The sequence below is a fragment of the Mucilaginibacter myungsuensis genome (assembly GCF_015222005.1).
Classification (GTDB): Bacteria; Bacteroidota; Bacteroidia; order Sphingobacteriales; family Sphingobacteriaceae; genus Mucilaginibacter; species Mucilaginibacter myungsuensis.
Genome location: NZ_JADFFL010000002.1, coordinates 689,351 through 703,113, shown reverse-complemented (window position 1 = coordinate 703,113; position 13,763 = coordinate 689,351). Strand labels below are relative to the sequence as shown.

Annotated in this window: 12 protein-coding genes; 7 read left to right on the top strand and 5 right to left on the bottom strand. The window is 48.8% G+C overall.

What is annotated here, in order from left to right; translation table 11 throughout:
* The first annotated feature begins 57 nt into the window (after window positions 1-57).
* A complete protein-coding gene (locus tag IRJ16_RS06915; protein WP_194110794.1) occupies window positions 58-2,352 on the top strand; it encodes a GH92 family glycosyl hydrolase in 2,295 nt (764 codons plus the stop codon).
* A gap of 116 nt (window positions 2,353-2,468) precedes the next feature.
* Here IRJ16_RS06915 and IRJ16_RS06910 read toward each other — a convergent pair whose 3' ends face one another.
* The gene (locus IRJ16_RS06910) at window positions 2,469-3,524 is read right to left on the bottom strand and encodes an endo-1,4-beta-xylanase (RefSeq protein WP_194110793.1); all 1,056 of its coding nucleotides are present in this window, start codon (window positions 3,522-3,524) and stop codon (window positions 2,469-2,471) included.
* 271 nt (window positions 3,525-3,795) lie between these two features.
* On the opposite strand from IRJ16_RS06910, the gene IRJ16_RS06905 reads away from it, so the two are divergent.
* Window positions 3,796-4,377: an RNA polymerase sigma factor gene (locus IRJ16_RS06905; protein ID WP_194110792.1), complete on the top strand. Its 582-nt coding sequence runs from the start codon at window positions 3,796-3,798 to the stop codon at window positions 4,375-4,377.
* Window positions 4,374-4,892, top strand: coding sequence for an anti-sigma factor family protein (locus tag IRJ16_RS06900; protein WP_194110791.1), 519 nt, complete (start codon window positions 4,374-4,376; stop codon window positions 4,890-4,892). Before IRJ16_RS06905 ends, IRJ16_RS06900 begins: the two co-directional genes overlap by 4 nt.
* Window positions 4,893-5,146: 254 nt before the next feature.
* Here the strand turns inward: IRJ16_RS06900 and IRJ16_RS06895 are convergent, their stop codons facing one another.
* The 4 genes from IRJ16_RS06895 to murQ all read right to left on the bottom strand — a co-directional run bounded on the left by IRJ16_RS06895 (window position 5,147) and on the right by murQ (window position 8,369).
* Window positions 5,147-5,713 carry a thiamine pyrophosphokinase gene (locus IRJ16_RS06895; RefSeq protein ID WP_194110790.1) on the bottom strand — a complete coding sequence of 189 codons (567 nt, stop codon included), beginning with the start codon at window positions 5,711-5,713 and terminating at the stop codon, window positions 5,147-5,149.
* A gap of 319 nt (window positions 5,714-6,032) precedes the next feature.
* Window positions 6,033-6,767, bottom strand: a complete 735-nt coding sequence (locus IRJ16_RS06890) for a Bax inhibitor-1/YccA family protein (protein WP_194110789.1) — start codon at window positions 6,765-6,767, stop codon at window positions 6,033-6,035.
* Window positions 6,768-6,824: 57 nt separating this feature from the next.
* On the bottom strand, window positions 6,825-7,391 hold the full coding sequence (locus tag IRJ16_RS06885; protein WP_194110788.1) for a hypothetical protein: 567 nt from the start codon (window positions 7,389-7,391) through the stop codon (window positions 6,825-6,827).
* 165 nt (window positions 7,392-7,556) lie between these two features.
* Window positions 7,557-8,369: an N-acetylmuramic acid 6-phosphate etherase gene (gene murQ / locus IRJ16_RS06880; protein ID WP_194110787.1), complete on the bottom strand. Its 813-nt coding sequence runs from the start codon at window positions 8,367-8,369 to the stop codon at window positions 7,557-7,559.
* Window positions 8,370-8,482: 113 nt separating this feature from the next.
* On the opposite strand from murQ, the gene IRJ16_RS06875 reads away from it, so the two are divergent.
* The 4 genes from IRJ16_RS06875 to IRJ16_RS06860 all read left to right on the top strand — a co-directional run bounded on the left by IRJ16_RS06875 (window position 8,483) and on the right by IRJ16_RS06860 (window position 13,411).
* The gene (locus tag IRJ16_RS06875) at window positions 8,483-10,081 is read left to right on the top strand and encodes a S41 family peptidase (protein WP_194110786.1); all 1,599 of its coding nucleotides are present in this window, start codon (window positions 8,483-8,485) and stop codon (window positions 10,079-10,081) included.
* A 104-nt stretch (window positions 10,082-10,185) separates the two neighbouring features.
* Window positions 10,186-11,175, top strand: coding sequence for a GTP 3',8-cyclase MoaA (moaA, locus tag IRJ16_RS06870; RefSeq protein ID WP_194110785.1), 990 nt, complete (start codon window positions 10,186-10,188; stop codon window positions 11,173-11,175).
* Between the two features lie 6 nt (window positions 11,176-11,181).
* Entirely contained in the window at window positions 11,182-12,381 is a 1,200-nt protein-coding gene (locus IRJ16_RS06865) for a molybdopterin molybdotransferase MoeA (RefSeq protein ID WP_194110784.1), read from the top strand.
* 139 nt (window positions 12,382-12,520) lie between these two features.
* Window positions 12,521-13,411: a DUF808 domain-containing protein gene (locus tag IRJ16_RS06860; RefSeq protein ID WP_194110783.1), complete on the top strand. Its 891-nt coding sequence runs from the start codon at window positions 12,521-12,523 to the stop codon at window positions 13,409-13,411.
* Window positions 13,412-13,763: the final 352 nt, after the last annotated feature.

Here is a 13,763-nt window from a genome sequence, read left to right as displayed (position 1 = left end):
GGAAGCCCGTTCAAAAAAAGATCCCGAATATAACTCCTAACCAAAATATAAACCAATATGACAAACCTCTACAAACCAGTTCTGCTGGCTGCATTAGCCTGTACTTTTGCGGCCTCGGCTTTGGGGCAAAGCAAGCCTAAAAAAGCCATGCCGATGGTGGCCGGCAGATCGCCAAGCGACTATGTGGATCTTTACATCGGCTCGATCAATCCCAAAACACGCAGCACCGCGCCGGTGATCAAAGCCCCGGGCGGGTCGGTGCAATGTTTCCCCAATTTTAACCCCGAGATAGAGGACTTTTACCTGTCGGATAAGATCTTCGGCTTCCCGGTAGGTTTTGGAACGTTAATGGCGACCACCGGCGAGGTTAAGACCGGCGCCAAAGCCAACGCCTCTAAATTCGACCATACTTTAGAGACCGCCACGCCGTATTACTATCAAGCCATTTTAGAGGATCCGGACATTAACGTAGAGTACACCGTGACGGATAACGCATTGCTGTTCAGGTTCACGCTACCTGTCAAGGAAACCTCAAACCTGCTGTTGACCTTGCAGGGCAACTCTACTTTTGAGGTGAAGGATAATAAGACCATCTCGGGTTTTGTGACCGGGCGCGGACGGAATAATATTGAGAATAAGAATTACTTCTATGCCGAACTAAGCAAGCCCGGCTCATCATCAGGCAGTTGGCTGGGTAATGATATCACTATCGGTAATGTATCCCGTACAGGCAATGGCCTTGGCTTATATGTAAGCTATCCGGGCACCGCCAAGACCCAGACGGTAGAGATGCGTGTAGGCGTGTCGCCTAACAGCGTGGCCGAGGCTAAGACCTACTCCACCAACCAATTAGGCACAAAAACCTTCGAGCAGGTAAAACTGCAGGCTAAAGACCGCTGGGATAAAGAGCTAAGTCTGATCAAGATAAAAGGTGGCACCGAACGCCAGCGAGGCACGTTCTACAGTACGCTGTACCGCACCATCGCTTTGCGGATGGGTAACGTATGGGATACTTACCGTAGCGCTTATGCCTTGCAGGACATCATCCGCCCGCATGAGACGGTCAAGATGATCAACAACTTTATCCAGACTTACGAGCGTACCGGCTGGTTGCCAAGCTCGGGGGCGATGATCGGTCACCACTCTACCTCGGTAATTGTGGAGGCATATTTGAAAGGTTTGCGCGGTTTCGACATCGAAAAAGCCTACGCCGGTATGCGTAAGAATCACATGGAAGCTACCATGATCCCCTGGAAGGACGGCGGCCAAGCCCCTATCACCGAACTGGAACAGAACTATTTTGACAAGGGCTTCTACCCCGCCCTGCCGGCCCGTGCCGATGCTATGGAGAAAGAGAACGTAGACAAGTACAACAAACTACCCTACCAGGTGCGCTGGCTGCCAGAAGTGGGCGTGCCCGAGACCGTTAAAGAGGTGGATGGCTGGCACCGTCGCCAATCGGTATCGGTGACGTTAGAGCATTGTTACGATGATTGGTGCCTGGCTCAATTAGCCAAAGAATTAGGCAAAACCGCCGACTATGAGTTGTTTATGAAACGGGCGCATAACTACCAGAACCTGTATAAACCATCCATCGGGATGATGGCGCCAAAGTCGGCTGATGGGAAGTGGGTGGAGCCGTTCGACCCACGTTTTTCGGGTGGATTTGCAGGTGAAGGCTACTTTGCTGAGGGCAACTCGTGGACCTATACCTGGCATGTTCAGCACGATGTGCAGGGCCTGATCAACCTAATGGGTGGCCGCGATAAGTTCAATACCAAGCTGGATTCGCTGTTCACTATTGGGCATACGATGGATAAACTGGCCTTTTTAGGGCAATTCCCGGATATGACTGGCCTTGTGGGTATGTACACCCAGGGTAACGAACCGGCCTACCACATCCCCTACTTGTACAATTACTCTGGCCAGCCTTGGAAAACCCAGAGCCGCGTACGCATGCTGATGGATCTGTGGTTCGATATCACCCCGCAAGGTATATCCGGTGATGAGGACGGTGGCGCTACCTCAAGCTGGTATGTGTTCAACGCGATGGGTTTTTATCCGCAAAACCCTGCTAAGCCTGTTTTTGATATCGGCAGCCCTATATTTGACGAGACCACCATAAACATTGGCAACGGCAAAACCTTTGTAGTAGAGGCCAAAAACGTATCGACACAAAATAAATACATCCAATCAGCCACGTTGAATGGCGCTCCGCTGGCCAAAACCTGGTTCACCAACACCGACCTGATGAATGGCGGCAGACTGGTTTTTCAAATGGGTCCACGACCGAACAAAACCTGGGGTAGCGCGCCTGAATTAGCGCCGCCATCCATGTCGGCTGCTAAGTAAAATGTGCTTAGAACGTGTTTGAAAAATGCACGAAAAAGCAGTGTTTTTTGTCAAAAAAGATGAAAAAACACTGCTTTTTTTGCGTTTTGTAATTTGCGCAACGGATCGGTTGCGGATCAGAAATCGACTACCGATCGATACGCTTTTTTAGGCTGCAATTGGGTGTCAAAAAGCAACGGGTAATTTTTGCGCCCCCTTACCGGGAAGTTGTCCAGCCAGGTAGATTTGTCGGACAAATTCCAGAAAGTTACACCCGTGATATCTTGCTTGTGCTTCCTGAATACTTCGAACATCATTTTGTAGCGGTCGGCCAACTGTTGCTCACGCTCCGGAGTGAAGCCTAAAGTATCCGGTTTATTATCGTCGAAGATAGAAACATCTAACTCTGTGATCTGAACCTTTAGTCCAAGCGAGGCGAATAATTCTATCGACTTTTCTATCTCAGCTTGCGATGGTCCGCGTAATGACCAATGCGCCTGCAAGCCTACACCATGTACAGGTATCCCGGCATCCTTCATGCGTTTAAGCAGGTTGTAGATCTTTTGGCGTTTGCCCGGCTGCTCGGTATTGTAATCGTTGTAAAACAGCACGGCATCCGGGTCGGCCTCGTGTGCGTATTTGAAAGCTTCGAAAATGAAATCCTCACCGCATATTTTAGACCATGGCGACTCCCGCAGCTCTCGGTCGCGCTCATCGGCAATAGCTTCATTCACCACGTCCCAGGCGTAGATCTTACCTTTGTAGCGGCTTACCACCGTTTGGATGTGGTCCTTCAAACGTTTCAGCAGAACCTCCTTGCTTACCTCGATACCTTGCGCATCGGTGAACATCCATTTGGGTGCCTGAGTATGCCAGCACAAGTTATGACCGCGCAGTTTAAGACCGTGCCGTTGAGTAAATGCCACTATCGAATCCGCGTCGCGCCAAAAGTAGCGGCCTTCTTCGGGGTGCAGTGGGCCCATTTTCATGGCGTTCTCTGCGGTCAGGCTGTTAAAGTGCTTCAGGATCAGATCACGCTGGGCCGGGTCACGTAGCTGTTGCGGGGTGATCGCTACGCCGATCGGGAAATAATTTTGGTAATGATCCTTCAGCCCCTTGCTGTCATCGCTGACTTTAATGGGTGCGAATGTTGCGGCAACAACAGCTATTGACGAGATGATGATCTTAAGCATTGGATAGAGATTTGAGGCAAGATAAGGCTTTGGCAATCGATTGTCAAGTACTTTTCCCAATTGTCATCATGGAGCGCAGCGAAGGATCTTATAGAAACGCATTGTGGATATGCATGACCGACCTGCTCGTTAACGGACCCTTCGCTGCGCTCCAGGATGACAAATATTTAATTAATAATAGCTCATCCATCATATGCATTTTTCCCGTCAAAAAAGATCTTCTAAATTTAATGTAACCTGCCGCGGGCAAGCCGCGTCATAGTTACCAGTAATGCAAAGCAAGTTTACGGATATACAACTGATAACACAGGTACTGGCGGGTAACCAGGCGGCTTATGCGTTGCTGATCAAACGGCACCAGCGCTTTGTGTTCACCCTGGCTTTGCGATTCACTAAAAACCGCGAGGATGCCGAGGAAGTCGCCCAGGATTGCTTTGTGAAGGCCTACCGCTCGCTGGCCAACTACCAGCAGCAAAGTAAATTTAGTACCTGGCTGTACAGCATTGTTTACACTACGGCCATGACGCACCTGCGCAAGAAACGGGTGGATACAACATCGATAGATGACGAAGCTTTGTTCATCCAAATAGCGGATACGCATGGCAGCATGGATGCTAACCTGGCCGAGCGGCGGTCGCGGAGTTATTATCTGAACATGGCTATTGAGCAGTTGCTGCCCGATGATGCCGCTATTATTACGATGTTCTATAACGGCGAACAGTCGTTAGATGAAATAGGCGAGGCCATGGGCCTGGAGCCGAACAATGTGAAGACTAAACTATTTAGGGCGCGCCAGCGTTTGAAAGAGAAACTGGAGCGCCTGTTAAAGCATGAAGTGAAGGAGTTGATATGAACGACACAGAAGAAAAACTTTGGAACTACATAGACGGTACCTGTACCCCTGCCGACCGCGCCCAAATTGAGGAACGGTTGATCACTGATGTAGCGTTTAAGCAACAGTATGAGGAATTAGTGCTTATTAATGCAGAATTTACTACGCTGGAATTGGACGAACCGCCCATGGCTTTCAGCTACAACGTGATGGAACAGATCCGTAAGCAGGAAGCTTTGGCACCTCTGAAGGCAAAAGTTGATAAACGGATAGTTTACGCGGTGGCAGGTTTCTTCTTGCTGGCCATTAGCGCGTTGTTACTATTGACACTGAGTAACTTAGGATGGTCGGACAATGCGTCACCATCGGTACAGACTGGCATTAAATTACCTGTCAAACTGACAATTCCAGATATGGGTAACCTGTTCAATGGTGTTTGGATGCGCTATTTCCTGTTCTTTGATATGGTGTTGCTTCTGTTTTTAGCTGACGCTTACCTAAGGCGGAAGCCAAAAACTACCGCTTTTGAAAAATAATTGTCCGAAATACAGTTTTTTTTGGCATTAACTGTTTTTGGTACAGTAATTGTATTACTCTATACGAATTAGCGATCTAGCTAATTTAATTGTGATAAGGTTTAGGTTGAAAGTCCCCCGGAGCAAGTCTGGGGGGCTTTTTATTTGTACCCTATCGTAGCAATGCTCTTGCTTTGATATGCTTAAAGTGTGTATAAATTCAGCGCAAGCGTATATTATACACTATCTTCAGGTCAGTTGCCCCTAAAATTCTTTTACAGGTACTCCGCCACAAAAATAAATTTGTCTGAAAATTGCAGGCTGTAAAAGCCGTCGTGCGTGGTTCGGTACACATTTTCCTTGACAGGTGTCAGTCCGGTGTACAGAAAATTGTGCGGAAGTGTCAAAAATTTTAGACGATCGCCCGCCGGCTTCCATTTGCTGAAGCCCGATCTTATAGCGATCACCTTGATATCGCCACAAAAAATGATCACATCCATACGGCCGGTGAATTTGGCATATTTATCCAATTCCAATTCATCGGTAATAATATTGACCGATGGGTAGCCTTCGGATGATAAGTTTGTTAAAGCCGTCGTCACGGCATCCTCGCCCGGCGCGATGACCTTGATATCCAGCAATTCCGGTAACTCGTCCTTATATCCCACATACCAATCAACCTTAATGCCTAAGGATAGCATCTTGTCCATCGTGTCAGCCGTGCAGATCACCGTAGGGCTCCATTCTAAGAGCTGACCTAATAGTTCATCATCAAAGGTATCCAGTCCGGCTATCAGCAGGGCAGGTTCTTGTTTTTCGCGGACGATGTGGTGGGAGGACATTTTCTCGGTGATCAGTTATTTGGTATAAAGGTATTGGTGGATGATGATCTTACCGCAAAGGACACAAAGTTTTTTCACAAAGGGCACAAAGCTTTCCAAATCCCTCCTTGGGCAGGGGTATTATGGACAAGAGCGGTGGCGGGAGGGGTTTGTCAGCTTTGCATCGTGGCTAACCCCTCCCTGCCTTTTCAGCTCAAGCTACCGCACCCCTCCCCAAGGAGAGATTTTGAAGCAGGTAGTCTTATCACCCACAAAAAAAAAGCTACCCCAATACAGGATAGCTTTTAAATTTTTCGACTTAAGACTTCCGACTCAAGACTTATTTCCTGTTACCAAATAAACGCAACAAGAATAAGAACAGGTTCACAAAATCAAGGTATAAGGTCAATGCGCCCATTACCGCTAATTTGTTGGCAGGTGCGTTGCCTTGCTCGATACCGGCGCCAATGCGTTTTAATTTTTGCACGTCGTAAGCGGTCAGGCCGGTGAATACGGCAACACCGATCAGACTCAGGATGTAGTCGAATGTTTCACTCTTAATGAACATATTGATCAGCGATGCGATCACCAAAGCTATCAACGCAACGAACAGGATCGAACCGAAGTTGGTCAGGTCTGTTTTAGTGGTGTAACCAGCTACAGCCATTACGCCGAACAATATGGTAGCGGTCAGGAACACGTTAAAGATCGAACCACCGGTGTAAACCAGGAAAATGCTGGACATACTGATACCGAACACCGCCGCGTAAACGATGAATATGGTAGCAAGTACCGGGAACGACAGACGGTTAAAACCAAAGCTGATGATCAGCACGAATGCCAACGGCGAGAACATAGCGATAGTACCCAAGCCGGTCGGTTTTAACGTGTACGGATCGCGTAAATAAGCTTGCAGCTCGGGGTTGTGCGCAAACACGTATGCCAACACAGATGTTATAGCCAATGCGACGAACATCCACGAGAATACCTTTGCCAAAAACTTGCGCGACGACGTAACCTCGTCGTCCATTTGAAAGACACTTTGATAATTGTAATTCTTCTCTTTTATTTCCATGTTATTAATATTCCTCTTTTTAAAATGTTGATATAAATATACGTATAAACGTACGCTTTAGTTCAATCGCTTAGTCATCAATTCTTCAACTTTTCTGAAGAATTGCAGGGGCTTCAGGCTGCGCCAGGCCATATCGTCCAGCTCGCCGCCAAAGTTAATATAGTAATCGATATTGTTGTGTTTAAACTCACTGATCACATGATCCTGAAAGTTGATGCCCGTTATCCAGCCATCCTCTACCTCCTGGAACCATTCCTCATAGTAAGAGTCGTCTGACGAGTGAAAGTTTAATACGTTCTCGCCCACCAGGATGAATTTGGTCACGCCCTCGTCCACCATCAGGTCAAACAGTTCGCGCTTCATCAGCATAATATCGTTGTTGATGGCATCGTTCCATTCACCTATCAGCTCAATTATGGTGTACCCATGGTCGTAGTCCACAAATAATATCTTCAGGTATAGCGTGTTCGAACCAAAGCTATCCCATTGCGGGTGCAGCAGGTAATTGTAAAGCTGCTTATCAAAGTTAAACTCGCTATACTCCGTAGAGTAGAACGGCGAACGCATATCCTCCGCCGCCACATAATCATCCCGCCATCTGTAATATGGTTCTATCTCGTGCATTGATGTCCTTTATCGTTTCTAAAATTCCCTCCTTGGGGAGGGGTGCGGTAGCTTTTGTTGAAATGGCAGGGAGGGGTTTGGTCAGCTTTGCGTGGTGGTGAACCCCTCCCAGCGACCGCTCTTGCCCTCCGCGCCCCTCCCAAGGGAGGGATAAAAAAAATCAACCTACCTCGTACTCTTAAAATAATCCACCGCCTTACGCACGCTGCCTTGCTCTTTCAGCAACTGCTCGGCAACGGCTTCTTCAAGGCCGGTCTCCTGCATCACCATGCGGGTGCCGCGGTCAACCAGTTTATGATTGGTTAACTGCATATCCACCATTTTATTACCCTTAACCTTACCCAATTTTATCATTACCGATGTGGTCAGCATGTTCAGCACCAATTTTTGTGCAGTACCGGCCTTCATGCGGGTAGATCCCGTTAAAAACTCAGGACCGGTAACTACAGCTACCGGATATTGCGCCTCGGCAGCTACGGGTGTATCGCTGTTGCAAACTACGCAGCCCGTTGCCAGGCCTTGCTCGTTAGCCTTGCGTAATCCGCCGATCACATAAGGCGTAGTGCCCGATGCGGCTATTCCGACCACTACATCTTTGCTGTTAATATCGTAAGCCTGCATATCTATCCAGGCTTGTTCGGCATCATCCTCGGCAAATTCTACTGCCTTGCGGATGGCGCCGTCGCCGCCGGCAATAATGCCGATCACCTGCTCAAAAGGCACACCAAAGGTCGGCGGACATTCGGATGCATCAACCACACCCAGCCTGCCGCTGGTACCGGCGCCGATGTAGAATAAGCGGCCGCCTGCTTTCATACGTTCGGTCACTATGTCTACCAGCTTCTCTATAGCGGGTAGTTCGCGCTCTACGGCAAGGGCAACGGTCTTGTCCTCGTCGTTAATATGACGGAGCAATTCGCCGGTGGGCATTTGCTCCAGGTTGTTATAATTCGATTCCTTTTCGGTAGATAATTGCATGGCGGCAGATGTGTTTAAGGCAAAAGTCAGCAAAATTTCAGTAAAGTTACACTACCCGTGTGTTAAAAAATTATACGCTTTAGTTACAATGGCTTACCTTTGTAGTTACACAAATGAAAAGAGCGGCGGCGATCATCTTCAGATCTATCCTATTAATATTTTTTGGCATCGTTATCGGCGTTTACCTGTCCGGCGATGACCTGCAGGGCGGCACGCTGGCCAACCCTTTTGCCAAAGGCGATAAGCTGGAGCGCACCATCCGTTTGGTGAAGGAAAAATATGTTGACACCATCAACATGGAAAAGTACGAAGGCGACGCCATAAACAACCTGTTGCAGAACCTTGACCCGCACTCGCTTTACCTGCCTCCGCAACAAGCACAAAGCATTAACGAGAAACTGGAAGGCGGTTTTACCGGCATCGGTATCGAATTTCAATTGCTGCGCGATACGATGGTGATCACCCTGGTTTACCCGCAAGGGCCCGCCGATAAGGCAGGCATTAAGACCGGCGACCGTGTACTGACCATTGCCAACAGACCATTCTCGGGCACTAAACTTACTTTCGAAAAGATCAACAACACTTTACGCGGCGAAAAGAATACGCCTATAGACCTGGGTATTGCCCCGGCAGATGGCAGCACCGACTTTAAACGCTGCATTGTTACCCGCGGCCCGGTTAGCCTGAGCAGCCTCGACGCGGCTTATATGGCCACCGACGATGTGGGTTATATCAAACTGAGCAAATTCGCGGCTACATCCGAGTCCGATTTCCGTTCGGCCTTGTCGCGCTTGAAGATAGAAGGGTTGAAAAAGCTGATCGTTGACCTGAGGGGCAATGGCGGCGGCTACCTGAGCGCGGCTACCTCTTTAGCCGATCACTTTTTGCCCAAAGGTAAACTGATCGTTTACACCAAAGGCGTGCACGAACCACGCACCGACTATTTCGCGACGGATTCGGGCTTATTTGAGCAGGGTAATTTAGCCGTGCTGATCGATGAGTCATCGGCATCGGCAAGCGAGATATTGGCGGGATGCCTGCAAGATCAGGACAGGGGTACGATCATTGGCAGGCGCTCTTTTGGTAAAGGTTTGGTTCAGGAGCAGTTCCCGTTCGGCGATGGTTCGGCTGTGAACCTGACCGTGGCCAGGTATTATACGCCATCGGGCAGGTCTATCCAAAAATCGTACAAGAACGGTGTGGACAGCTACCACAACGAGATAGCCGAGCGTATGCAAAAAGGCGAGTTCTTTTCGGCCGAGAGTAATTTAAAGGATACTTCGTTCCGCACCTCGGCAACGTACCATACGGCTAAAGGCAAAAAAGTTTTCAGTGGCGGCGGTATTATGCCCGATGTTTTTGTCCCGGCCGATACTACGCTGAACAACCTAACGATCCAGCGCATCAATAACCGCCAGCTATTCACCGCTTATGTGATAGATAAGCTGCAACCGGTGATCAAACAATATCAAACCGATAACGACTTTGTAAAGCGCTATTCGGTAACGGACGAGGAGCTGAACAAATTTGTGACCTACGCTTCGGCATCGGTAAAGAATATCGATCAGCAGGAGTTGGCTGCATCTAAACCCAGCTTAAAACGTTTGTTGAAAGCCTATCTGGGTCGTTTTCAATGGGGCGATAATGTTTACTACCACGCCATCAATGATGGCGACCCCGTAATGGTGAAGGCTGTTGAGGTGGTGAAGTAAACCGCTTGATATCCTCTAAATTTAATGACATTGCCCGGAGGGAGCGGTTAGGCATTTCTCACAAATAAGCCCTTTATTTGTATATACACCACAAGTATCCCCGAATGCTCAAAGACCAGCATGGCCGTGAAATAACATACCTGCGTTTGGCGGTGACCGACAAATGCAACTTGCGCTGCTTTTACTGCATGCCCGAGGATGGTTTGCACTGGCTTAACCGCAGCGAGTTGCTGAATTACGAGGAGATGCTGCACCTGTGCAAACTGTTAGTGAGCATGGGCATCAACAAGATCCGTATTACCGGCGGCGAGCCTTTTGTGCGTAAGGATATCATGCAGTTGCTGAGGGCGATTTCGGGCATAGATGGTCTGGATCAGATCAGCCTGACCACCAATGGGGTTTTAACTGCACCTTACATTCCTGAGCTGAAAAGTTTGGGTATCACATCCGTCAATTTAAGTTTGGATACCTTGGATGCCGGGCGGTTCTTCGCTATCACCCGTCGTGATGAATTTGCGGCCGTGATGCAAACGCTGGATGAGCTGCTAAGCCACGATATGCAGGTAAAGATAAACGCCGTGGTGATGGACGGCCGCAACACGCAGGATATCCTGCCGTTGGTGGGTTTGACCAAAGATATTCCGGTAGATGTGCGCTTTATCGAAGAGATGCCTTTTAACGGTGATAGCCACGTTTACACCGGCCTGGCCTGGGACCATGTGCGGATAATGGAACATATTAAACAAACTTACCCGGCTATTGCTAAAGTGCCTGACGGTCTTTTTTCGACATCATATAACTACCGCATCCCCGGGCATCTGGGTAAGGTTGGCGTTATTGCGGCTTACTCGCGCACATTTTGCGGCACTTGTAACCGCATCCGCCTGACACCGCAAGGCGAGTTAAAGACCTGCCTGTACGAAGGCGAAGGGCTTAACCTGCGCGACCTGTTAAGGAGCGGCAAAAACGACATTGAACTAAAAGAGATACTGACCCATGCCATCGGCCACCGGGCAAAAGACGGTTGGGAGGCCGAGGCTTTACGCGCGGCTAACTCGCCCGCGCACGAGTCGATGGCATCAATAGGAGGATAATAACGCATGATAACTGTAGAGCAAGCCTGGCACATTATCCAAAACCAAACCCGCGACTATGGCACGGAAGCGGTGGCTTTTGAACGATCGTTAGGCCGCATATTGGCCGAAGATATATTGGCCGACAGGGACATGCCACCATTCGACCGTGTGACCATGGATGGTATTGCCATCAATTATACAGACTTTGCAGGCGGCAACCGTTCATTCACCATCGCAGGCACACAAGCGGCAGGTGACGAGCCCTTGCGGGGGAGCAAGCCGGACCATTGCGTCGAGATCATGACCGGGGCGGTTTTGCCCGAAGGTTTTGATACCATCATCCGTTACGAAGACGTACTGATCACCGGCAACCACGCCGAGGTGATCGTAGAGAACATCCGCCGGGGGCAAAATATCCATAACAAAGGGAAAGATAAACAACAGGGCGATGTAGTGGCTGCAAAAGGCAGGGTGATCAGCCCGGCGCTGATCAGCATTATTGCATCGGTTGGTAAGACCAACGTATTGGTAAAAAAATTCCCGAAGGTAGTAATCATATCATCGGGCGATGAATTAGTGGAAGTTGATGAGACACCGGCCATTTACCAGATCCGCCGGTCTAATAATTATACTATCAAAGCCATCCTTCAGCAACAAGGCCTGCAAATCGATATGGTACACATCCCCGACGAACCTAATGTGACCAGGGACGAGATAAGCCGGTGTTTGGATAACTACGATGTGATCCTGTTGTCAGGTGGTATATCTATGGGTAAATTCGACTATATCCCGCAGGCTTTGGAGGAGGTGGGCGTAACCAAGCTGTTCCACAAAGTGCGGCAACGGCCGGGCAAACCGTTCTGGTTCGGGGCGAATGATAAGGGCGTGCTGGTATTCGCGTTCCCGGGTAACCCGGTGGCTACTTTTATGTGTGTGCACCGCTATTTTTTGCCGTGGTTGCAGGACACCTTGGGCTTGCTCACGCAAAAACGATATGCTGTATTAGCAGCGGACTTTACCTTTGAACCCGACCTGGAATACTTTTTACAAGTGCAAACCACTATGGCGCCCGATGGCCGAACCATGGCCACCCCATTAGCCGGCAACGGATCCGGCGACTTTGCCAACTTAGCCGACACAGATGCATTTTTACAATTGCCGGCCGATAGGACGGACTTTGAGGCGGGCGAAGTATTTGAGCTATTTCAGTTCAACCGTAATTAGCACATCCGGTTCCCGAAGATCATAACAAAGCCTACATGCTTGTTGCGCTGCTGCTATATCCCCTAAATTCAAAATAACCCGCACCGCTTTCAAACGATCTGTCTACTTTTACGCTTACCTAATAAAACACTTCTACAATATGGCTTCAGGTTTTTTCGCGGTTTTGGATGATATAGCGGCTTTAATGGATGATATTGCCGTAACGAGCAAGATCGCCACCCGCAAAACCGCCGGCATCCTTGGCGATGACCTGGCCGTTAACGCCGAAAAAGCCACCGGCTTCCTTTCCAACCGCGAGTTGCCCGTGTTATGGTCTATCACCAAAGGCTCGTTCATTAATAAGCTGATCATCCTGCCGATCGTGTTCCTGCTCAACTATTACCTGCCTGAGGCAATCAAATACGTCCTTATTCTGGGTGGCTTTTACCTGGCCTTTGAGGGAGTCGAAAAGATCATTCACTATTTCTTTCACAAGAAAGAACATCCGCCTGAAAAACCTGCCGCCGAAGCGGTAGAAGAGCAAGGCGCGGACCAGGAAAAGATCAAGATAAGACAAGCCATCACTACCGATTTTATACTGTCGGTAGAGATCGTGATCATTGCCCTGAGTTCGGTACTTGATAAGCCGCTGTTAAATCAGATCCTGACAGTTTCCATCGTGGCTATATTGGCAACAGTAGGTGTTTACGGATTGGTAGCGTTGATCGTCCGTATGGATGATGCGGGGCTCAACCTCATTAAACGGAGTAAAAATGTAGGCTTCCTGAGCAAGCTGGGGAAATTATTAGTAGACCTGTTACCGCTGATCATTAAAGCGTTGGCGGTCATCGGTACCATAGCCCTGCTGATGGTATCGGGCGGGATATTTGTACACAACATTGATTATTTCCATCACTTCCTGCCCAGCATCCCTGCGGTGATCACCGAGATGCTGATCGGCTTTGCTGCCGGCCTGCTGGCTTTCGCGGTGTTTGCCATCGGTATAAAGATAGTCGGGCTGTTTAAGGGTAAACCTGCTGACGCGGTGTAGTTGTAGCTGAGTTTATGGATCCGTTAGGTCGTTTAGATGAAATGACGTAGGTGGATCGGCAAATTACCGTGTAACTACATCTTTGAAATTGGTTTATCTGCCCCGGGACGGGGCTAACTCTTTATAGCAATGATCGTGAAAAATGAAATTCTTCCGAAGGAAGTACCCTTAAGCTAAGCATATCCACCAAGGGTAGCCTCTCTGAGGCATTATCGTAGTGGGCCGTTTTTCTATAAACAGGTAGTACCTCCGGCACATAAAAAAAATGTGGGTACACGGTAAACAGGACAGTAAGGGACGGTTATTGTTTTTATTGACGTACTTTAGCTTAAGCTGCACACGCTGTGTGTAG

What these genes read in the sequence shown, in the direction of transcription:
- IRJ16_RS06885 (WP_194110788.1), bottom strand. Translation starts at nt 7,391, where the DNA reads ATGCACGAGATAGAACCATATTACAGATGGCGGGATGATTATGTGGCG.
- IRJ16_RS06895 (WP_194110790.1), bottom strand. Translation starts at nt 5,713, where the DNA reads ATGTCCTCCCACCACATCGTCCGCGAAAAACAAGAACCTGCCCTGCTG.
- murQ (WP_194110787.1), bottom strand. Translation starts at nt 8,369, where the DNA reads ATGCAATTATCTACCGAAAAGGAATCGAATTATAACAACCTGGAGCAA.
- IRJ16_RS06860 (WP_194110783.1), top strand. Translation starts at nt 12,521, where the DNA reads ATGGCTTCAGGTTTTTTCGCGGTTTTGGATGATATAGCGGCTTTAATG.
- IRJ16_RS06915 (WP_194110794.1), top strand. Translation starts at nt 58, where the DNA reads ATGACAAACCTCTACAAACCAGTTCTGCTGGCTGCATTAGCCTGTACT.
- IRJ16_RS06905 (WP_194110792.1), top strand. Translation starts at nt 3,796, where the DNA reads ATGCAAAGCAAGTTTACGGATATACAACTGATAACACAGGTACTGGCG.
- IRJ16_RS06900 (WP_194110791.1), top strand. Translation starts at nt 4,374, where the DNA reads ATGAACGACACAGAAGAAAAACTTTGGAACTACATAGACGGTACCTGT.
- moaA (WP_194110785.1), top strand. Translation starts at nt 10,186, where the DNA reads ATGCTCAAAGACCAGCATGGCCGTGAAATAACATACCTGCGTTTGGCG.
- IRJ16_RS06865 (WP_194110784.1), top strand. Translation starts at nt 11,182, where the DNA reads ATGATAACTGTAGAGCAAGCCTGGCACATTATCCAAAACCAAACCCGC.
- IRJ16_RS06910 (WP_194110793.1), bottom strand. Translation starts at nt 3,524, where the DNA reads ATGCTTAAGATCATCATCTCGTCAATAGCTGTTGTTGCCGCAACATTC.
- IRJ16_RS06890 (WP_194110789.1), bottom strand. Translation starts at nt 6,767, where the DNA reads ATGGAAATAAAAGAGAAGAATTACAATTATCAAAGTGTCTTTCAAATG.
- IRJ16_RS06875 (WP_194110786.1), top strand. Translation starts at nt 8,483, where the DNA reads ATGAAAAGAGCGGCGGCGATCATCTTCAGATCTATCCTATTAATATTT.